Raw genomic sequence first — 20,412 nt, 5'->3', positions numbered from 1 at the left:
CGTTCGTCCTGAGCCAGGATCAAACTCTCCAGCTAATCCCTCTAAAACTTCCTTATCTGCCTCGCTGTCCACTTTTCAAGGTCCCTCTATAAAGCTTTTTTATCATATCATAAATTTAAGTCTTTGTCAACTAGAACAAAAAAACAATAATGCTCAAACATGTAGTTGTATTGTATCATAATTATAAGTTCAGCTCAACTTTTAAAAAAACCTATTAATCTCAAATACCAGCCATTTAATCCTTAATTTCGACCCCTTTTAGCTATATACTCATTTTTATTCCCTTTATCTGCGTAAACCTTATCTTAATAAAAGGAGGCACAAGGCCTCCTTTTATTGTTTTTTATTCGTGAGCACATTTTGCTGATTCTGCTGCGTAGCTTGCTGAGAAACTTGCGGTTGCTGATTTAACTTATTATTTGTATTAAGATAATTCAATCTATTAGTGAGCATCGTCACATGTCTCTGCATGTCCTGTTGCATCTGTTGAAACATTTGTTTAGCAGCCGGATCTTCTGTAGCACTGGCAAATTGAGCATAAGTTCCAAGTGCCGCCTGCGCCGATGCTATAGCCTTTTCTATATCACTTTTGACAGTCATAAACAATCCTCCTTTTGTCTTTTTTCAAAACTTATTATTTCAAAAAGAAGAGGGATTTAAACTGTCTATTTCTGTACTAAATTCAAACAATATACTTAAGAATTATAAGTAAAATTATCCCTGGTATCCCTAAAAAACCAGCTACAAGCGCAGTCACAGGGTTTACAGCTATTGATATGTCAAAAGGTTTTCCTACTATATTTATGAAAAAGAGAACTATACCTCCTATGATGCCATTTAATATAATTCTAATCAAAATTTTACGAGGCACTACCAAGAGCCAGCCTAAGAAATAAAGTAAGAACAAACCTATCAAATACGCTATTATTATATTATATTCGATGCTTATGTTCATAATAAAACCCCCTAAGAGTTTACTGTTATATTTATACTTAGGGGGAGGACAAATTATGATAAGAGAGAAGAAAAATTATCAAAATTAATTCCTTCCTTTTTTGCTTTTTTTATTAAGTATATGTACTTTCTTTTTAGACTTTCTAACCTGTATATAGCGTAATCTACCAAATCAGGGTCTGTAACATTGTGAAAATAAATTTCCGCTTCATTAAGCTCCTTTATCGTTCGTCTGACCTCATCCACTAACTGCATTTCGTCTATATTGTAGTCGTATGTATTTTTGGTAGCTGCCATTTCTTTTAAATAATCGAAAAGTATGCCCATATAATCCCTCCTCAACCGTATTATTTCCTAAAATACGGTTGAGTATACCTTCAAAAAACCACTTTTTTCAAAATCTCCAGAGACTCTTCATTTAGCTTTCCATTTTTTACTTCTTTTTCAATAATCCTTATAGCCTCCATGGTGTTCATCCCCTTTCTGTAGGGCCTATCCTCCGTCAAAGCTTGAAATATATCGCATACAGCAAGGTGTTTATCAATATCTCCCATTTCGTATCCTTTCAACCCTTCAGGATATCCACTCCCATCAAGTTTCTCGTGATGATTTGCTGCCCATTCGGCTATATCGTCTATTCCATCAATCTCTTTCAAAATTATTTTTGTATAATAAACGTGAGATTTCATTATCATAAATTCTTCTTCTGTAAGTTTCCCAGGTTTATCAAGTATAGAATTAGGCACCGCCAATTTCCCTAAATCATGCAAAAGTCCCGCAACTTTTATTTTCCTGCAGGTTTCTTCATCATATCCTGATACTTTAGCCATTTGATAGGCTAAATTTGAAATTCCTCTAGAATGCGTGTAAGTAAAACGGCTCCTTGTATCTATTATATCTGCAAAAGCCTCCGCTATATTCTCTAATTCCTCTATTCCTATCGTAATCACGTCTTTAGGTTCCATTTTTTTTAAAATGCTCTTCATGTCAAAAAACTTATAATCAAGCCAAAACTTCTCTTGCTTCATAAGATCAAGTAATGCCTTCGAAACCAAGGGATTAAACATCTTTCCTTCATTATCCTTTATGCACTGTTTCAGGTCTTCTCTTATATTATACTCCCTTTCCTTTTGGGCCATAGCAATATAGCGTATGTCAAATTGGTCAGAAATAAAGACTATCTGAGCTCCTAATGGAATTTCATCACCTTTTAATCTGAAATATCCACTTCCGTCATAATTTTCATGGTGATACCTTATAATTTCTGAAAATTTCTCCCCAAATGGCAATTTTAAGACAATTTTGCTACCCCTATCAGCGTGTTTCCACCACTCATCCGTATAAAAATCTTCATATATATCGCCTTTACCTACATCGTGTAAAAGAGCAGAGTAATAGATTTTTTTCCTCTCTTCCTCGTCAAGTCCCAATGTTTCTGAAATTCTGAGAGAAACATATGCAACCCTTCTTGCATGTCCCATGTTTTTATATTCTTGAACGTCAAGAGCTAGAGAAAAAGCTGATAATAGATTGTTATAACTTAAATTCACATTTTATTCCTCCTAACTAATAATTCTTTTCATCTGATAATATTATACATTAATTTTCTAAAAGTGCATAGACAATTTTCGACATTATTCTAAAAATTAATAAAAAATTCCCCAACAGGTTTGTACCTGTTGAGGAATTTAAAGTATTTCTCTTCTTCCCTCAAGCGCTCTCGAAAGAGTAACTACATCTGTATATTCCAAATCCCCTCCCACAGGTATACCGTGGGCAATCCTTGTCACCTTAACCCCAAAGGGCTTTAAGAGTTTTGCTATATACATTGCAGTAGCTTCTCCTTCTATATCCGGATTTGTAGCAAGTATTACTTCTTTTATATTGCCCTTTTTCACTCTTTCCAGTAGCTCCTTCAATCTTATATCTTCCGGCCCTACACCTTCTATAGGGGAAATAACACCATGCAGCACATGATATACTCCCCTATACTCTTTAACCTTTTCCATCGCTACTACATCCATCGGATGGGAAACAACACATATAGTAGAATGGTCTCTATTTTCATCACTGCAGATATCACATATTTCTTTATCAGTTATATTAAAGCAAATCTTACAATATCTTAATTTTTCTTTTGCTTCTATAATAGCTTGAGAAAGGTTTCTAACTTCCTCCAATGGCATATTTATTATGAAGAAAGCCAACCTTTGAGCAGTTTTAGGGCCTATCCCCGGTAATTTGGAAAATTCTTCTATAAGTTTTGCTATAGAAGTAGAATAATAACTCATTTTTTCACCTCAAAACAAGCCTGGAATATTAAATCCTCCCGTTATTTTGGCCATTTCGGAAGCAATCATCTCCTCCGCATTCCTCAAAGCCTGATTTACAGCGGCTAATACTAGATCTTCTAAAGTTTCTACATCCTCCTTATCCACCACTTCAGGATTTATGGTTATGCTCACAAGCTCTTTTCTACCATTCGCTACAGCTTTAACCATACCTCCTCCCGAAGTTCCCTCCACCGTTTTTTGCATCAGCTCTTCTTGCATCTTCTTTATTTCTTCTTGCATCTGCTGCGCCTGCTTTATCATGTTGTTGATATTGAATCCTCCTGGAAAACCACCTTTTGCCATTTCGCTACCTCCTAATTTTTCTACTTTATTTTAAAAATATGCAATTTACGTGCACCTTGCTCTATATCACCTCTATGTCAATACCTTCACCAAAAATTTTTTTAACCTGGTCAATCAAAAGGTCCTCTTCTTTTTTTTTCACAACAAACTCAACAGGGATTTTCTTTCCTACAACCTTTTCTACTGCATTATCGATGAGTGATTTGTTCTCCGGTTTTTTCAATTCCTCCACCAAAAGAGCCTCTTCTTCTGAATACTCTATAACAATTTTCCCGCTTTCCCATTTAGGAGAACCTTTCTCTAAAAAGGTAAAAAGGATCATCCTATCTTTCTTGACAACTCCTTTTACTTCTGGCCATACTTTTTTTAAGTCCAAACTTTTTTCCTGCATTTCAGATATTCCAGCACCATTTTCCGTTTTTTCAGAAACCTTTTCCTCGGTCGTCACTGCAACTTCTTTTTTTCCCTTTATCTCATCTCCCTTATACATCTTTTTTTCTAGATTTTCTATCCTCGCAATCAAACTAGCCATGTCATGAGAAATCTCTGGCTTTATCATCTTCAAAATAGTTAGCTCAAGTAAAGTAACAGGCGAAACAGCATATCTTATTTCTCTCTGCAAAGAAGTAAATCTTTCTAAAGCATTTGTCAAAAATTCCAACGTATATTTCTGAGATTTTTCCTTAATAGTATCATAATCTCCATATATGATGTCACTAAGGTCATCTCCACCTGTCTTGTAAATAACCATGTCTCTTAAAAGATAAGTGAAAGACCTCAAAAAGTTACCCAGGTCTATTCCATAAGACAGTATTTTGTCCAAATTAATAAGAGAAGCCAAAGCATCTTTCTCGTACAAACTATCCAGCAAAGAAAAAAGCATCTCCTGGTTTGCAATTCCTAATATCTCACAAACATCCTCATAGGTAATGAGCCCTTCTTTATAAGAGGCAGATTGCTCTAAAAGACTTATAGCATCTCTCATTGAGCCATTTCCGTAAAGGGCAATAGCTTTTATTCCATTATACTCAATTTGTATCCCGCTATCTTTACAAATCCTCCCCAAGTTCTCTACGATTTGTTTTGTAGGTATCTTTTTAAAATCAAATCTTTGACAGCGGGAAAGAATAGTATCGGGCAGTTTTTCGGGCTCAGTAGTAGCAAGTATGAATATCACATGCTGAGGAGGTTCTTCTAAAGTCTTTAAAAGTGCGTTAAAGGCTCCTGTAGAAAGCATATGCACTTCATCTATTATATATACTTTGTACTTTGTCAAAGAAGGAGAATAAATTACTGATTCCCTAAGCTCTCTTACGTCATTTACACTATTATTAGAAGCAGCATCTATTTCTAGTACGTCCATAGTTGATCCAGTATTTATCGCTTGGCATACTTCGCAGGAATTACATGGTTCTCCATCTTTTGGATTTAAGCAGTTGACGGCTTTTGCAAAAATTTTCGCTACACTAGTTTTCCCCGTCCCTCTTGTTCCGGTGAAAAGATAAGCATGCCCTATTCTGCCCAGTTTTATTTGATTTTTCAAAGTTCTTACTATATGGTCCTGTCCTACTACTTCACTAAAACTTTTTGGCCTGTATTTTCTGTACAAAGACTGATACATACGCTAACACCCCGTTATATTAAATTGTAGCAAAAAAACTTCTCCTTCGCTATACCTTTTCAAAATAAAAACTCGGCTTCTTGATAAAGCCGAGTTAAGAAGCAGATTCTAAAACTTGATTTTTTATCTCTTCTAATCTGTGCCTTTCATTTATATATATAGATATCAAAGCATCCACCACATCGGGATGAAATTGGGTACCCTTATTTTTTAAAACTTCATTTATTGCTTCTTCTATGCTCATGCCTTTTCTATAAGCTCTGTCAGAGGTCATCGCATCAAAAGCATCAGCAACCCCTAAAATTGCAGCTTCTTTTGGTATCTCCTCTCCTTTTAATCCATAGGGATAACCTTTACCATCATATCTTTCATGATGTTTGGCAACCGCCTCAATTATCTCTTTAGGCAAGTCTATCGGAGCCAATATTTTTCTCGCTATCTCCGGATGCAATTTCATTATCTCGTATTCTTGTACTGTCAATTTCCCCTTCTTCAAGAGAATAGAATCTTTTATTCCGATTTTCCCTATATCGTGTAAAATACCTGCAATTCTCAATTGTTCAACCTTTTCTCTGGGAAATCCCATATATTCCCCTATCAAAGCCGCATATTGAGACACTCTCATCGAATGACCTTTTGTGTGGACGTCCTTTGCTTCTATGGCATAGGCCAGGGCCTCTATAGTTTTAATGTATACCTTTTTTATTTCCTCATAAAGTTTAGAATTTTCCATTGCTAAAGAAATAGCACTGGCAACAGATCTTAATAAGCTCATGTTTTTAACCGTATTAGTAGAAGCCCATACAGTAAAAATACCTTTTGTTTCGCTTCTAAAGATTAAAGGAACCACTACTACAGAATACACGCCCCTACTTTTAAAGATAGGGTCTATTCTTTCACTATGAGGGAACTCATCAACATCTTTTATCTTTATCTCTTTCGAAGTTACTAACTCCTCAATGTCTTTTTCCGTCAGTCTTATCTCTTCAGAAACCGGATAATTTTTTAATTCTCCCCCTTTGGCCAACAATACAAATTTTCTTGAAGCAGCATTATACTCTCTTACAGTACAAAGAGGAGAATTCAAAAGGCCGGCTATTTTCTCTACAATAGTTTCTAAAACTTCCTTCATGTCACTACCAGAAATGATCAATCTGCCTACATCGCTTATAGCAAGGATTTCGTTGTTCTTTTCCTCAATTTGCTTTTTTATATAGTAAGTCTCGGTAATATCCCTTGAAATGCCCTGCAAACCTATAATTTCTTCTCCGACTTTTAACCTTTTCACCTGAGTCTCCGTTAAAACCAAAAGCCCGTCTTTCGTTCGAAAACCTATTTCTGCAAACCTAACTTTTCCTTCCAGCATGTTCTTTAAAGTATCTTTTGATTCTTCATCTACTATCTTAAAAAGGCTTTCTCCAATTAATTCTTGAGGTGTATAGTTAAGATATCTTACTACTCTAGAATTTACAAACTCAATCTTAAATTCCTTATCAGTCACCCATAAAATATCCCTTATATTTTCCACTAAAAATCGATATTTTCTTTCGGAAAGCTCAAGTTCATGAGTCAAAGCCTCTAACTGCTCATAAGAAGCTTCTAATTCCGCATTAAACTCCTGCAATTCCTCATTTTGCTTTATAAGGCTCTCTGTCTGCTCTTTTAACTTGTCATAAGCTTCTGCGAGTCTTTCCGCCATGAAATTGAAATTTTCTGAAAGTTCCTTAAACTCCTGTGAGGATTTCAATTCTAAGCGATAACTAAAATCTCCTTCGGCTACCCTTTTCACCCCTTCTTTCAATTTTTCCACAGGCTCAGATAACCTTTTCGCTAACAATCCAGATAAGGTTACAGACAACACTAAAATTAATCCACCTATGAAAAGCCTTCTTTCAGTGCCTGATAAAAAATGCAAAAGAGATAAAAAATACACCAAAGCCGAGAGTCCAGTCAAAACCAGAAAAAGCTTCCTCCTATACTCTTTTCTAAACATAAGCTCCTCCATTTTCTCTTATGTGAAAATATATACCCCTCATTTTATTTCGGCAAAAAAATCTCAATCTTAAGCTATTAATTTTAGATAAAGGAGCAAATGTTTAAAGATTTTTAAAGGAAAATAAGTAAAATTTTTACATTAAAAGGGCATAAATATAGGGGCCGTACACCCAGCTTCGACCCGTCCCCATAAGCGTTACGCAAGCAGTTAGCTCCACTCAAGCGCCCCTGCGGCACACGGAGGTGTTTGCTTACCGCTGCTTCCTTCCGGACCTGACGGGGTTTGCAAATCTCCGTTGCGCAGGACTCAAGTATCAACGCCACTTACTTGCGCCAGACCTTACAAAGACAAGGCCTCAGCCTGGGAATTCGACCCTGCTATAGCGGGTTGCAGGTTACAGGGCACCGCTACCTCCCCGTCTAGTACGGCCCCAATTTGCTTTTCTAAATTAAATGGCGGAGAGAGAGGGATTCGAACCCTCGGTACCCCTTTTTAGGGGTACACACGATTTCCAGTCGTGCACCTTCGACCACTCGGTCATCTCTCCGCGGTCTTTTAATGGCGGAGAGAGAGGGATTTGAACCCTCGAGGCGAAAAATTCGCCCACTCGCTTTCGAGGCGAGCGCTTTCGACCACTCAGCCATCTCTCCGCACTTACTCTCTTAAATTTTCAAAAAACTTCTTTAAGAGTTCTTTAGCTTCTTCTTCCATTATTCCAAAGTAAACTTCGGTGTTAGTTCCCAGATCTTTATTATTTAAGATATTTATTACAGAACCAGCTGCTCCTGTTTTCGGACTCTCTGTCCCTATATAAACCCTTTTTATTCGGGCTTCTACAATAGCACCCGCACACATAGGGCAGGGCTCCATGGTAACATATAGGCTACAATCTTCAAGCCTCCAACTCCCCAACCTTTTGCAGGCTTCTCTTATGGCAATTATTTCTGCATGAGCTGTCGCATCGTTTGACGATTCTTTTTGATTATGTCCTCTTGCTATTATTTCCCCATCTTTCACTATGACAGCTCCGACAGGAACTTCGCCTAATTCGAAGCTTTTTTTAGCTTCTTTCAAGGCCTCCTCCATAAATTTATTTGCCATTGCTTTTCACTCTCTGCATGAATGTATTTTATCAGAGAATCTCTCACATGTCAAGTGAACACAATCATTAATTTGTGGAATTAAACTCCAAAATATTTATTTCATATAAAAAATTGTAAATATTGTTATACACTGTCTCCACTTCACCTACCTGGTTATCACAAGGGTCACTTCTCCAATGAGTTTTAGATGGAATAAAATCTTTCATAAAATCACTATTAGCCACCATTCTAAACCCATCCAAATTCCCAAAGTAGAAATTGCGAAACTCTTCCTTCGTCTTGTAACGGCCTCCAAAAGAAAGGTCTGCAGGCAACCAGCCGTAAGGTGGTACAAAAAACAGCGCCCAATCATGGGGAGATGTAAAGAAGGGACTTATGTACCATCCAGACTGCCATCTTGCAGGTACCCCCACAATTCTACAGAGGGTTATGAATAAAAGTGCTTGAAAACCGCAATCCCCCTTCAAATTAGAAGCGACAAACTGAGATATATTGTCATAAATGGCGTAAGGTTTAACGTAAGAATAATTTACATTTAAAGTAATCCAATCGTATACTTTTTTAGCTTTATAATATGGATTCTTCTCATCTCCTACAATTTCGTAAGCAAGCTTTTTAAGATAAGGAGTAAAAACTATGTGCGGAGGTTGTTCTTCTAGAAAAACACTGCCCTTTGCTTCTGGGATTTTTTCAGGTTCCACTTTATTTACCCACTCTGTTATGGTATATTCAAATTCCACAAAATACTCCTCCGAGCTTTTCCCTTCAAAGTAAATCGTCCTTTGAGGAGCTTCACTGGGAGCAAGTATGTATTTTTCATGGCTCTTTGATATAAGTTTCACATCTTTTTGCTGAAACTCTTCTTTAGGGAAAGGAAGCCATACTCTTACCTCATCTTTTACATCCTCTTGTACTTTTAAACTTAACCGCGCTTTAATTCTATATTCCTCTGGCTTATCTCCTTTTATCAGACTACTAAGCCTATCCTCGAGTAATTTTCTGTCCTTTTCTATGCTTTCAGACCTTTTTATCCTCTCTTTATACTCAGGAAGAGCATAGCCTATATTGTATGCATACCTTCTTTCATACTTTTTCACTCCATCCACAACGATGTAATCAATAAGCCCTTCTTTAAAAAGCTCATAAAACTCCTCTTCAGTAAAATCCTTTATTATTTCTTTTCCTCTTTCAATTGCCTCCTCTTCCACGTAAGGGTAGCTTGAAAGAAGAAGTTTTATCCTATACTTTTCAAAGTCAAGTCTTTTTTTAAGCCACGTAGGAATGTCCTTCTTTAGCCATCCGTCAATAAGCTTTAAAGCCCTGTCATAATTCCCTAATCCCTCCTCTCTTTCGATCTCTTCCGGAAGAGGTACATTCATAAAATCCATTAAAATCCCCCTCTCATATTTTTAAAGTTCTTTAAAATATAAGGATAATGACACTCTAAATATTCAATTATTTTCGAAGCCATTATTTTATGCCCCTCTTCATTCGGATGAATCCCATCTTTGCAGAGGAAATTTCTAAAATCAGATTGATGTAAAAAAGCCGTTCGTAAATCTATCAAAAGAGTATTTGTATGTTCTGCCACCATCCGTATTGCTGAATCGTATTTTTCATGCCACCAATATATTTTCGTCACACTACCAAGCCATGTAAGGATATTTTGCTCCATTTCTTTGTTCATTTTACTGATCCATTTAAGATACCTATCTGCATCCAAAGGAGGTAAGGTCATAAGCACAGGAATTACTCCAAAATCGCGAGAGAATTCGATGATTTCTTTAAGTTTTTGAATGAATAGATGATAACCGGTTTTGGGAAAATGTTCTTCACCGGGTTTTTTAGCTACTTCCTCCCAGTTAAAATCGCAGTCATTTCCTCCAAATTCTAATACAATTATATCGGGCTTTTCTTTTTTAAATTCCCTATCCACCATTTCTATCCCTTTTAAAATAGTTGCTCCAAACTTAGATATATTCTTAACCGTACCTTTTATCTTTTCTTTCACAATATTGACATAGTTTTCATCTGTAACTATGTATCTATTCCTCTTTTCTTCCAATATCACACCTTTTGATATAGAATCTCCTGCGAGCAATATTGAATAGCTTTCTCGTGTCATTATTTACCACCTCAAGGAATTTAATCCCACTATCATTATATCACTTTTAAGGCAAGGTCAAAAGCTTTTGAATTTATTTCTAAAAAGTATTAAACTAATTATTAAGACACTTGCAAAAGGAGTTGAAGGAGATGACAAAAGAACAACTAGAAAAAATAATAAAAAAAATCGATGGGAAGGGATATAAAGCTTATAAAGAAATAGAAGGAGAATATCAGTTTGAAAAATTTACACTTTATATAGATCATGTCCAACCAGACCCTTTTGCTCCACCCTCAAGAATTAGGGTACGGATTCCCCAGTCTATATCAGGCTTTGAAAAGGAGTTTTTTAGTAACTCCTCTAGGCAAGTAGCACTGGAAGATTTTTTAGCAAGGTCAGTTGCTCAAGTAATAGAAAAGCTCCCTTCAATAAAAGGAACGGGTCATAGCGGTAATATATACATAGACAGAGGAGGACAGGAAATATTAAAAAGAAGCGCAATGGTAGTAACAGAAAACCATATAGAAGCGAGGATGAGCGTTGGTCTTCCCGCTTTTGGAAGAAAAATAAATGGAAGAGGAGCTTTGACACAATTTTTAGATTTTATACCTCAAATCGTGGAAAAGGGTCTTTTAAAGAAAAATTTAAATCTAGATAAAATATGGCTTTGGGTCACCACTGTAGAAGACCAGGACTATCTAAGAAATCTTCTAAAAAAATTAGGGCTTGTGGCTTTTGTAGCGGATGGGTCAATACTTCCAAGGGAAAGCGGCGTAAGCGACAAACCTTTGAAGGGCAAAAACGTAGTGCCTTTCAAATCCCCTGAAAGTCTAAGGGTCAATGTAACTCTCCCAAATAGAGGAGAAATAACTGGAATGGGCATTCCTCAAGGAGTCACTCTTATTGTCGGCGGAGGGTACCATGGAAAATCTACCCTTCTTAAAGCCCTAGAAAGAGGTATCTACAATCACATTCCGGGGGATGGAAGGGAATTTGTAATAACTGTAGAAGATGCCGTAAAAATAAGGGCAGAAGATGGAAGGCGGGTAGAAAAAGTAGATATAAGCGCTTTTATAAAAAACTTACCTAACGGCGAGGACACCACCTCTTTTTCTACAGAAAATGCTAGCGGTAGTACTTCTCAAGCAGCAAACATAATTGAAGCTATTGAAATAGGTACCAGCCTTCTCCTTCTAGATGAGGATACATCTGCTACAAATTTCATGATAAGAGATGCCAGAATGCAAAAATTAATAGCCAAAGATGAAGAGCCTATTACACCTTTTATAGATAGGGTAAAGCAACTTTATGAGCAGAATAAAATATCTACCATCTTGGTGATGGGTGGCAGTGGAGATTATTTCGATGTAGCAGACTGCATCATAAAAATGCACAATTACAGGCCTTTTGACGTAACTGAAGAAGCTAAGAAAATTGCACAAGAAATAAAGACAGAGAGGAAAATAGAGTCAGGAAACACTCCTATTACAGTAAAAGACCGAATACCTCTCAAAGAAGGGCTTAGAGCAAAAGGGAAAAAAGTAAAATCAAAAGACAAAGAAACTATACGCCTTGGATATGAAGAAATTGAACTTGATTATGTTGAACAAATCGTAGATAAGAGCCAGACTAATGCCATAGCAGAAATAATACGATACATGGAAAAATACATAGATGAGAAAAAAAGTTTGAAAGAAATTTTAAAGGCAGTATTCAAGGATATAAACGAAAAAGGCCTGGAAATAGTTTCCCCATTTTATGGGAAACACCCAGGCAATTTAGCTCTACCTCGAATCCAAGAAGTAGCAGCAGCCATCAACAGGTTAAGAAGCTTTAAAGTGAAATGAGGTTTACTACAAACTGCAGATTGTCCAATTTAAATAGAGAAAAATTATCCCAAAAAATACAGCTTCCACAGACTATAAGCTTACTTCCAGAATCAAAACTTTTCTGTGCTATCAATACGGGAGAAGTCCCATTGCTATCTGTAAAGCTGGTACTTCTCCCTTTTAACACTACTTCTACTCTGTCCCTAATTTCTATAGGAGCTGCATAAGGAAAGACTATTTCCTTTACTCCTTCAGAATAAAGGAAAATCTGGTCAGTAGTTATTATGAAAGGGTCTTCTTCTAGATAAAACTCCTTTTCTTTTACGCCTTCCGGAAGTACATATATTCCGTAATCCTTTGTAACCCCATTACAAATCTCTGAAACTTCATCTTTATTTCTAAAGTGGGATGCAAAGATTATTTTCTTCTTCCCACTTTCTAGGGCTTTTTTTATAATCATCTTCTCTTTCTCATCAAAAGGGTCTTCTGGATAATTAAATATTACCACATCGTATTGAAACAATTTCTCAAAATCTCCTACTTCTTCTACCACTATCCCTCTTTTTAAAAGTTCTCTGTGAAGGCCTGAAAAGTAATACCCATCTGAGAGCAAAAACTCACTGTGGGTCGCACTCCATGCCACCTTCATCGCAAATTCACCCAAGCTCTATTTTTAAATTAAAATTCGGCTCTTTCCTATTATACTCACTCAATTTAATTTTGTCTAGCATAAAAAGTCAATTCGCTTTTTTGAAAAATTTAACCACTTCCATTACTAAAAGAGGTAAAATTGCTATTGCAATAATTATATCCCAATCATAGACATTAATATTTTTAAGTCCAAAGACTTCGTTTAAAGGAGTTACAATCAGAATAACCTGTAACAAAATCGCCACTATCAAAGCAAGAATCATGTACTTATTTGTAAACAATCCTATCTTAAAAATGGACTTGTCTGACCTTACATTTAAAGCTTGGGCAAGCTGTGATAAAATAAGCACCGCAAAAGCCATAGTCCTCGCAGTTTCTATATTTTGTTTAAGCCCTATCATAAAAGCAATTAATGTTGTGAGTCCAATTAACATACCTTCAAAAAGTATTCTATAAGCTAACCCTCCTGCAAAAATACTCTCCCCCTTTGGCCTGGGCTTCTTCTCCATTATATCTCTTTCCGGCGGTTCAAATCCAAGAGCAAGTGCCGGAAGACTATCAGTTATAAGATTTACCCACAGTATATGAACAGGCTTTAAAGGCATTGGCATTCCTAGTATTGTAGCGATAAAGAGCGCAACTATTTCACCGAAATTGCAACTTAATAAATAGTGAATAGCTTTCTTTATATTTGCAAATATAGTTCTACCCTCTTCTACTGCTGCAACGATTGTCGCAAAATTGTCATCCGCTAAAACCATATCTGCTGCTTCTTTTGCAACATCAGTACCAGTTATACCCATTGCGACTCCGATATCTGCTTGTTTGAGGGCAGGTGCGTCATTCACACCATCACCTGTCATTGCCACAACAGCACCTTTTTTTTGCCACGCTTTTACAATTCTCATTTTGTGCTCAGGAGATACCCTTGCAAAAACAGATATTCTTTTTATCCTTTCTGCCAACTCGTCATCAGAAATTCTGTCAAGGTCTTCACCTGTTACTGCTTCATCATTATCCTCAAGAATTCCAAGTTCTCTCGCTATCACAGAAGCCGTTATCTTATGGTCACCTGTTATCATAACAGGTTTTATTCCTGCTTTTTTGCATATCTCAACTGAATGTTTTGCTTCACTTCGCGGTGGATCTATCATACCTATAAGCCCTATAAATATCAAATCTCTTTCCATTTCATCGCTACTCAAATTTTCAGGTATTTCTTTTATATCTTTATACGCAACTGCAATAACTCTTAAAGCCTCTCTTCCCATTTCTTCGTTGATAGAACTTAGTTTATTTTTTTCTACTTCATCAAAGGGTAAAATCTTATTTTCTTTCAAAATATATTTACACCTTTTTATGATATTATCAGGCGCTCCCTTGGTAATTAATCTAAAACCTTCTTTATCCACTGTATGTATTGTTGACATCATTTTTCTATCCGAATCAAAAGGTATTTCTGCAACTCTTGGAAATTCTTTTTCTATATCGGCTTTTTTTAAGCCTACCAAATCATTTAACGCAGCAACAATCGCAACTTCCGTAGGATCGCCAATTCCTTTTCCTTCCTCATCTATAAAAGCATCAGTACATAATGCAGCATTCTTTAAAAGGAAATAATCTTCTTGTTTTAATTCATCTTTTTGAACATTCACTTTTTTATCATTAACATAAAACTTCACAACACTCATCTTATTTTGTGTAAGGGTTCCTGTTTTGTCAGAACAAATAACACTTGTACTGCCAAGCGTTTCTACAGCCGGAAGTTTTCTTATTATCGCATTTTTCTTGCTCATTTTCTGCACACCAAGAGCAAGGGTAATAGTTATAATGGCAGGAAGCCCCTCAGGAATCGCAGCAACAGCAAGACTAACAGCCGTCATAAACATGTCAAATATTGGCCTTTTTTGAAGCACTCCTACTCCAAACATTATCCCACTTATAATGAGGGCAGCTGTCCCCAAATATTTACCCAATTCTTCCAGCTTTATTTGAAGAGGTGTTTTAACGTCTCTTTCATTTTCTATTAACCTGGCTACTTTCCCCATTTCGGTATCCATGCCCGTAGCGGTCACAATAAATTTTCCTCTACCGTAAGTAACAGTAGTTCCCATGTAAACTAAATTAAACCTGTCACCCAAAGGTATATCCTCTTTTTCTATTACTGTATCAACTTTTTCAACAGGTACTGACTCACCAGTCAATATTGATTCATCTACTTTAAGATTTTTAGCCTCTACCAGTCTCCCATCTGCAGGTATGATATTCCCTGCCTCTATTAACACTACATCTCCTACTACAAGAGATGATGCTTCAACCTCTCTTACTTTTCCATCTCTTATTACTTTTGCAAGGGGCTGAGACAATTTCTTAAGAGCTTCAAGCGATTTCTCAGCTTTATTTTCCTGAACCGTTCCCAACAACGCATTTAAAATCACAATAGCTAATATTATACTCGCATCCGTCGTCTCCCCAAGAAAGAAAGATATAATCGACGCAACTATAAGGATCAGGACCATATAATCTTTAAACTGTTCAATAAATAAAGAGAATACAGATTTTCTTTGCTTTTCTCTCAAAATGTTCTTGCCGTGTTTTAACAATCTCTCATTGACTTGCTCTTGCGTCAACCCATACACATCATCAGTTTCTAATTCTTTTTTTATTTCTTCTATTGACATATTCCAATACTTTTTCATTAGCACTCCTCCTTACAGAAATTTTGCAAAATGAAAAAGACCTTTACTTTGTAGTATTCTACAAAGTAAAGGTCTCACTCGCATTATCTGCTCAATCAGCCGGGCAAAAGCCGTCATGACGACTGATTGATTTAGAGTTACTCCCCTTTACCAAGAAAAGAAAATTATACTTTTGTCCTCCACAAAATTAGAAACTAAAATTGCATTGAAATCGCATCAATATGAAAGCATTGATTTTACTGGTGCGCCCGGAGGGACTCGAACCCCCAGCCTTCTGATCCGTAGTCAGGCGCTCTATCCAATTGAGCTACGGGCGCAATCATTTTTACTATCAATATAATAGCACATTTCACTTTAGTTTTCAATCTTTTTAATCTTTTACTCCTTCTCTAAGAAGTTTTAAAATCTCTTTGAGTTCCTCCATGTACTTTCCAAAAGAAGCCCAATCTCCCTTTTTCACTGCTTCCATGGCTTTTTCATAGGTATCATGGGCTTTTATTATTAATTCTCCTTGTTCTTCTACTGAACCCTTTCCCCTTCCTTGAGTTTGTTCAATAATTTCAGAAGCTGCGGCATTCCCCAAAAATAGTTTCTTAAGAGATTCTTCTAAAGTAGGTTCCATGGCTATCTGGTCCTTGTACGCTACAATAACTCTCTTTACTTCAGGCAGAGCATTTTGATTTTGTGATTGTATATAAAGAGGCTCTACATAAAGCACAGAATCGTCTATCGGGATTACCAGCAAATTCCCCCTGCTTACAGTAGAACCTTGTTGGTTCCATAGGCTTAGCTCTTTTGAAATACTAGGGTCTTGATCTATCATGTTTTCTATTTGTAAAGGTCCGTACACAATTGTGTTCTTGGGGAACTTATATACCACCAGTTTGCCATAATTGTCATTATCCATCCTTGCAGCCATCCAAGCTACCATGTTAGCCTTAGTTGAAGGAGTATAAGGTATCATCAGTATAAACTCTTCTTTTTGCTCTCCTGGCAGTTTCATTATCATGTACTGGGATTCCTGATACTGAACTTCGTTGTCAAACTTCTCTTTTGCAATGTCCCACGCATCTTCTTTATTGTAAAAAACCTGAGGATCTGTCATATGGTAAGTCTTATAAACTTCTGTTTGTATATCAAATAAAAATTGTGGGTATCTTATATGCTGTCGGAGTCCTGCCGGCATTTTTTCAATGTCTTTAAAAAGACCGGTAAAAATCTTTCTATATGCCTGGATGAGGGGATCTTTTTCATCTGCGATATAAAAATCCACTTCTCCGTTATAAGCATCTACTACAACTTTTACAGAATTTCTAATATAATTAATTCCTATATTACTATAAGGTTGTGAATAAGGGAAATTTGCAGAATAAGTGTAAGCATCTATTATCCAGTAGAGCTTGCCATCGCTCACTACTATATATGGATCATCATCATACAGAAGAAAAGGAGCTATCTTTTTTGCCCTTTCAAGTATGTTGCAGTGAATCAAAATCTTGCTATCTTTTGTTATGTCAGCAGAAAGAAGGATCCTCGGCTCCTTTTCATAAAGAGCAAAAAGAATCCTATTGGGAAATGTCATTTGAATACCTGTCGTGCCATTATAATTCGTCTGTATATTTTTATCTCCAGAGGGATAATCAAACTCGCCTGTCTTAGTGTTTACAATAACATAGTCATTAGTGAGTTCTCCAAAGTAAATTTGAGGAGTCTCTATTTTTATATCGGTGGAAGTAGTCGGCGGAATATCTTTTACTATCATTTCAGGAAGCCCTGTAGAAGTAACATCATTTACTAGAGACATAACTATTCCATAACCGTGGGTGTACTTGAGGTGTAAGTTTATCCAAGTTTTAGCTTGAGAAGATAAATTTTCTTTATCTATTTCCCGAGCAGCTATAAAAACTTGCTTATATTTACCATTTGTTGTATATCTGTCTATGTCTATATCATTAAATTTATAATAGAGCCTTAACGCTTGCAATTGATTATAAGCCTGTTTTACAGGACGATAGTCATTTATCATTATATTATCTATGGTAGCTCGATTTTTCTGTAAAACTTCCCAATTTAAATCCTCTTTTGAAGGATAATTTTTTTCTTCTATTTTATCAAGCGCAAAACCTTTCCGAGTGTATTCTATGTTGTAATTTATATACCTACTTTCTTTGTCAAGCTCATTAGGAGATACTATCAAATTTTGAACCGCTGTTTCTGTTAAAGCCATTATAAGAGAAAATAGTGGCAATAAAAGGACAGAAATTATGGCATATTTTAAATTTTTCTTCATCAAAAATACAAATACTAAAAAAGCTACTACAATAGAAACGGCAGATAGGATGTAATAAAAAGGTAAAACCACGTGAACATCTATGTACGTTGCTCCGAAGACTCTCCCTTTTGTAGAATACAAAACCTGAAATCTAGCAAAATAATATCCAACCGCTAAAAACAAGAAAAATATGGCGGCAAGAGGAGCTATTTCTTTAAAAGCTTTTTCCAAAATCTCTTTATTGTATATTGCTTTAAACAGATTTCCATCTATTTCAGATATTTCATAAAATCTGGTTTTATCTGAAAGGTACATAAGAACATAAGCTATAATAGTAACAGATATCACTAGAGTTAAAATGGCTATTAGAAGATGGTAAATGTCATAAATAAAAGGCAATTTAAACACATAAAAACTGATATCTTTTTTAAAAATAGGGTCAGAATAGTCATAGCTTACAGCATTTTTAAAGAAAAGCCAGTCATTCCACCAACTCAAAGCCGCATACAAACTTACGAAAAAACTTACAAAAAGAGAGGTGTAAACACCTATTCTTTTATACTTACCTGCACTTCTTTTCACCACAATATCCTGAGCAAAATTTATATAATCATTAACCACTTTCACTGAGTAAAAATACAAGAAAACAAAAGTGACTAGAAAAATGGGTATGCCCAGTTCTAGCTGGGCTAAAAATTTCCTAAAATATACAGAGAGATAGTTAAGATCTGAAAACCATTGCAAGTCGACTATAAAGTTTATTATTTCTTTTCCTACAGAAATAACCAATAAAATTAAAAAAGCCATCAGTAAAAGCTTTATATTAGGCTTTTTCAAATCTAGCACCCCTTTTAATAGTCTCTTTTATAATTATAGCATACTTTTATACATCACCGATAAGGAAATACTTTGCGAAATTAATAAAAATTTAAGAATTTGTAACATTGTATTAATTGACATTATTAGACTGTAGTGTTATATAATTAGGATATGATGTAAGTGATATAACAATCACTGGGAGGCAAGAAAATGAAGAAAATAGCAAAAATAATGGGCATAGTACTTTTAGGAATAGTACTTTCTGTCGGAATAGGCGTTTACATATTTTATAAAAATATTCACGTACCTACTGCCCAAGAAAATAACTTAATATCCTCTTCCAATCCAACAGAAAAAAAAGATGAAGATTCTTCTCCTAAGAACATACTGGTCGTTGGCAGTGATGAAAACAATTTGAGTGATACTCTTTTTGTGGCCAATTACAATCCCAAAAATAAAACTATAAGTATAATATCTATTCCACGGGATACCTACTACCCACGGCCCGGTTATAATTCTCCCGGAGATAAAAAAATAAATGCAGCCTTTGCGGAAGAAGGGATCAACGGCACAAAGAAAGCGGTAGAAAATCTCCTTGGCATAAACATAGACCACTATATTACTTTAGACTACGAAGGTTTCAAAAAAGTGATAGATTTAATAGGTGGCGTAGAAGTAGATATCCCTTTTGACATGAAATACGATGACAACAGTTCTAATCCCCCTCTTCACATCAATTTAAAAAAGGGTCGTCAGGTACTGGATGGTGAAAAAGCAATACAATTTGTAAGGTATAGACATGGTTACATTGATGGTGATTTGGGAAGAATAAAGGCTCAGCACCAATTTTTAGAAGCTCTGTTTAAAAAATTAACACAGCCTTCTACCCTGCCAAAACTTCCTTCTTTAGCTATAGCTGTAAGCAAACATTTGAAAACCGACCTCACAGCAACAGAAATTGCTCAGTACGCTTATCAATTCGTAAAGGACAGGCCTTCTTCCATAAGGTCTTTTACCCTGCCCGGGGAACCGGATTATAAAGATGGGGTAAGTTATTTCTTTCCAGATAATACAAAAATCCCTGAAGTTGTAGCAGAATTTTTGGGGGATAAAACTATTTTTTCTTTTGACTCTTCCGAAATAGAAAAAAACAAGACTATAAAAGTCGAAGTCTTAAATGGAACAAATACGCCTGGCCTTGCTTCTAAATATGCTGATATGCTTAGAAAACAAGGTTTTGATGTAGTAAGGATAGGAAATATAACAGGGACTACTTTCTCCACCTCCCGCGTATATGCTAGAAGCGATGAAGAGAAAGCAAAAAGAGTGGCAAATGCTCTTTCTATAGTCCATGTAGAAAAAGATATTACTCCGGATTCAAATGTAGATGTAACTGTCATACTTGGTAAAGATAAATCAAAATAAAGACAAAAAGCTGTGAAGAAGCTCTTCACAGCTTTTATTTTCTTAAATAAATGGCGGAGAAGGTGGGATTCGAACCCACGCGCCGGGGTTTTTCCCCGACCTACAGTCTTAGCAGGACCGCCCCTTCACCACTTGGGTACTTCTCCGCGAAAACTTTCTGGCGGAGAGGGTGGGATTCGAACCCACGGCCCCTTGCGGGGTCACTGGTTTTCAAGACCAGCTCCTTAAACCACTCGGACACCTCTCCCAGCTGGGACGATATAAAGTATATCACAACCCAGCCTTATTGTCAATATTATC

General features: G+C 36.1%; 16 protein-coding genes, 5 tRNA genes and 1 other RNA gene. 2 read left to right on the top strand and 20 right to left on the bottom strand.

What is annotated here, in order from left to right; genetic code table 11:
- Positions 1-333 precede the first annotated feature (333 nt).
- From ACPLVE_RS06375 to ACPLVE_RS06310, 14 genes are all read right to left on the bottom strand, one after another.
- On the bottom strand, positions 334-600 hold the full coding sequence (locus tag ACPLVE_RS06375; RefSeq protein ID WP_424610732.1) for a DUF1657 domain-containing protein: 267 nt from the start codon (positions 598-600) through the stop codon (positions 334-336).
- Positions 601-682: 82 nt separating this feature from the next.
- Positions 683-955: a pro-sigmaK processing inhibitor BofA family protein gene (locus ACPLVE_RS06370; protein ID WP_424610731.1), complete on the bottom strand. Its 273-nt coding sequence runs from the start codon at positions 953-955 to the stop codon at positions 683-685.
- Between the two features lie 53 nt (positions 956-1,008).
- Positions 1,009-1,281 (bottom strand): DUF2508 family protein, encoded by a 273-nt coding sequence (locus ACPLVE_RS06365; protein WP_424610730.1) that lies wholly within the window; start codon positions 1,279-1,281, stop codon positions 1,009-1,011.
- A 50-nt stretch (positions 1,282-1,331) separates the two neighbouring features.
- The gene (locus tag ACPLVE_RS06360) at positions 1,332-2,504 is read right to left on the bottom strand and encodes an HD domain-containing phosphohydrolase (protein WP_424610729.1); all 1,173 of its coding nucleotides are present in this window, start codon (positions 2,502-2,504) and stop codon (positions 1,332-1,334) included.
- A 138-nt stretch (positions 2,505-2,642) separates the two neighbouring features.
- Positions 2,643-3,245 (bottom strand): recombination mediator RecR, encoded by a 603-nt coding sequence (recR, locus tag ACPLVE_RS06355; protein WP_424610728.1) that lies wholly within the window; start codon positions 3,243-3,245, stop codon positions 2,643-2,645.
- A 9-nt stretch (positions 3,246-3,254) separates the two neighbouring features.
- Positions 3,255-3,590, bottom strand: coding sequence for a YbaB/EbfC family nucleoid-associated protein (locus ACPLVE_RS06350; RefSeq protein ID WP_424610727.1), 336 nt, complete (start codon positions 3,588-3,590; stop codon positions 3,255-3,257).
- A 61-nt stretch (positions 3,591-3,651) separates the two neighbouring features.
- On the bottom strand, positions 3,652-5,211 hold the full coding sequence (gene dnaX / locus ACPLVE_RS06345) for a DNA polymerase III subunit gamma/tau (RefSeq protein WP_424610726.1): 1,560 nt from the start codon (positions 5,209-5,211) through the stop codon (positions 3,652-3,654).
- A 94-nt stretch (positions 5,212-5,305) separates the two neighbouring features.
- The gene (locus ACPLVE_RS06340; protein WP_424610733.1) at positions 5,306-7,204 is read right to left on the bottom strand and encodes an HD domain-containing phosphohydrolase; all 1,899 of its coding nucleotides are present in this window, start codon (positions 7,202-7,204) and stop codon (positions 5,306-5,308) included.
- A gap of 164 nt (positions 7,205-7,368) precedes the next feature.
- An RNA gene (ffs, locus tag ACPLVE_RS06335) (signal recognition particle sRNA large type) lies at positions 7,369-7,635 on the bottom strand.
- A gap of 25 nt (positions 7,636-7,660) precedes the next feature.
- Positions 7,661-7,754, bottom strand: a tRNA-Ser gene (locus ACPLVE_RS06330).
- A gap of 12 nt (positions 7,755-7,766) precedes the next feature.
- Positions 7,767-7,857: transfer RNA gene (locus ACPLVE_RS06325), tRNA-Ser, on the bottom strand.
- 4 nt (positions 7,858-7,861) lie between these two features.
- Entirely contained in the window at positions 7,862-8,308 is a 447-nt protein-coding gene (gene tadA, locus ACPLVE_RS06320) for a tRNA adenosine(34) deaminase TadA (protein WP_424610725.1), read from the bottom strand.
- A 67-nt stretch (positions 8,309-8,375) separates the two neighbouring features.
- The gene (locus tag ACPLVE_RS06315; protein WP_424610724.1) at positions 8,376-9,698 is read right to left on the bottom strand and encodes a transglutaminase-like domain-containing protein; all 1,323 of its coding nucleotides are present in this window, start codon (positions 9,696-9,698) and stop codon (positions 8,376-8,378) included.
- A complete protein-coding gene (locus tag ACPLVE_RS06310; protein ID WP_424610723.1) occupies positions 9,698-10,435 on the bottom strand; it encodes an SGNH/GDSL hydrolase family protein in 738 nt (245 codons plus the stop codon). The genes ACPLVE_RS06315 and ACPLVE_RS06310 overlap by 1 nt, the downstream gene beginning before the upstream one ends.
- A 131-nt stretch (positions 10,436-10,566) precedes the next feature.
- Between ACPLVE_RS06310 and ACPLVE_RS06305 the strand changes: the two genes are divergently transcribed.
- A complete protein-coding gene (locus tag ACPLVE_RS06305) occupies positions 10,567-12,264 on the top strand; it encodes an ABC-ATPase domain-containing protein (protein WP_424610722.1) in 1,698 nt (565 codons plus the stop codon).
- Here the strand turns inward: ACPLVE_RS06305 and ACPLVE_RS06300 are convergent.
- The 4 genes from ACPLVE_RS06300 to ACPLVE_RS06285 form a co-directional block, all read right to left on the bottom strand.
- Positions 12,251-12,895, bottom strand: a complete 645-nt coding sequence (locus ACPLVE_RS06300; protein ID WP_424610721.1) for a hypothetical protein — start codon at positions 12,893-12,895, stop codon at positions 12,251-12,253. The two genes, ACPLVE_RS06305 and ACPLVE_RS06300, sit on opposite strands and share 14 nt — an antisense overlap.
- Before the next feature lie 88 nt (positions 12,896-12,983).
- The gene (locus ACPLVE_RS06295; protein ID WP_424610720.1) at positions 12,984-15,596 is read right to left on the bottom strand and encodes a calcium-transporting P-type ATPase, PMR1-type; all 2,613 of its coding nucleotides are present in this window, start codon (positions 15,594-15,596) and stop codon (positions 12,984-12,986) included.
- A gap of 240 nt (positions 15,597-15,836) precedes the next feature.
- Positions 15,837-15,913, bottom strand: a tRNA-Arg gene (locus tag ACPLVE_RS06290).
- Between the two features lie 53 nt (positions 15,914-15,966).
- Entirely contained in the window at positions 15,967-18,705 is a 2,739-nt protein-coding gene (locus ACPLVE_RS06285; protein ID WP_424610719.1) for a UPF0182 family protein, read from the bottom strand.
- Between the two features lie 192 nt (positions 18,706-18,897).
- Between ACPLVE_RS06285 and ACPLVE_RS06280 the strand changes: the two genes are divergently transcribed.
- Positions 18,898-20,112 (top strand): LCP family protein, encoded by a 1,215-nt coding sequence (locus tag ACPLVE_RS06280; RefSeq protein ID WP_424610718.1) that lies wholly within the window; start codon positions 18,898-18,900, stop codon positions 20,110-20,112.
- 51 nt (positions 20,113-20,163) lie between these two features.
- On the opposite strand, the gene ACPLVE_RS06275 is transcribed toward ACPLVE_RS06280, so the two are convergent.
- Positions 20,164-20,258 (bottom strand) — tRNA-Ser (locus tag ACPLVE_RS06275).
- Between the two features lie 12 nt (positions 20,259-20,270).
- Positions 20,271-20,359 (bottom strand) — tRNA-Ser (locus ACPLVE_RS06270).
- Positions 20,360-20,412: the final 53 nt, after the last annotated feature.

The sequence above is a fragment of the Caldanaerobacter sp. genome (assembly GCF_049701115.1).
Lineage (GTDB): Bacteria > Bacillota > Thermoanaerobacteria > Thermoanaerobacterales > Thermoanaerobacteraceae > Thermoanaerobacter.
Note: the sequence above shows the minus strand (reverse complement) of the source record. Positions and strands in the feature narration are given on the sequence as shown.

Coding starts and splice junctions, on each gene's coding strand:
- ACPLVE_RS06375 (WP_424610732.1), bottom strand. CDS start 600: ATGACTGTCAAAAGTGATATAGAAAAGGCTATAGCATCGGCGCAGGCG.
- ACPLVE_RS06370 (WP_424610731.1), bottom strand. CDS start 955: ATGAACATAAGCATCGAATATAATATAATAATAGCGTATTTGATAGGT.
- ACPLVE_RS06365 (WP_424610730.1), bottom strand. CDS start 1,281: ATGGGCATACTTTTCGATTATTTAAAAGAAATGGCAGCTACCAAAAAT.
- recR (WP_424610728.1), bottom strand. CDS start 3,245: ATGAGTTATTATTCTACTTCTATAGCAAAACTTATAGAAGAATTTTCC.
- ACPLVE_RS06350 (WP_424610727.1), bottom strand. CDS start 3,590: ATGGCAAAAGGTGGTTTTCCAGGAGGATTCAATATCAACAACATGATA.
- dnaX (WP_424610726.1), bottom strand. CDS start 5,211: ATGTATCAGTCTTTGTACAGAAAATACAGGCCAAAAAGTTTTAGTGAA.
- ACPLVE_RS06340 (WP_424610733.1), bottom strand. CDS start 7,204: ATGTTTAGAAAAGAGTATAGGAGGAAGCTTTTTCTGGTTTTGACTGGA.
- tadA (WP_424610725.1), bottom strand. CDS start 8,308: ATGGCAAATAAATTTATGGAGGAGGCCTTGAAAGAAGCTAAAAAAAGC.
- ACPLVE_RS06315 (WP_424610724.1), bottom strand. CDS start 9,698: ATGGATTTTATGAATGTACCTCTTCCGGAAGAGATCGAAAGAGAGGAG.
- ACPLVE_RS06310 (WP_424610723.1), bottom strand. CDS start 10,435: ATGACACGAGAAAGCTATTCAATATTGCTCGCAGGAGATTCTATATCA.
- ACPLVE_RS06305 (WP_424610722.1), top strand. CDS start 10,567: ATGACAAAAGAACAACTAGAAAAAATAATAAAAAAAATCGATGGGAAG.
- ACPLVE_RS06300 (WP_424610721.1), bottom strand. CDS start 12,895: ATGAAGGTGGCATGGAGTGCGACCCACAGTGAGTTTTTGCTCTCAGAT.
- ACPLVE_RS06295 (WP_424610720.1), bottom strand. CDS start 15,596: ATGAAAAAGTATTGGAATATGTCAATAGAAGAAATAAAAAAAGAATTA.
- ACPLVE_RS06280 (WP_424610718.1), top strand. CDS start 18,898: ATGAAGAAAATAGCAAAAATAATGGGCATAGTACTTTTAGGAATAGTA.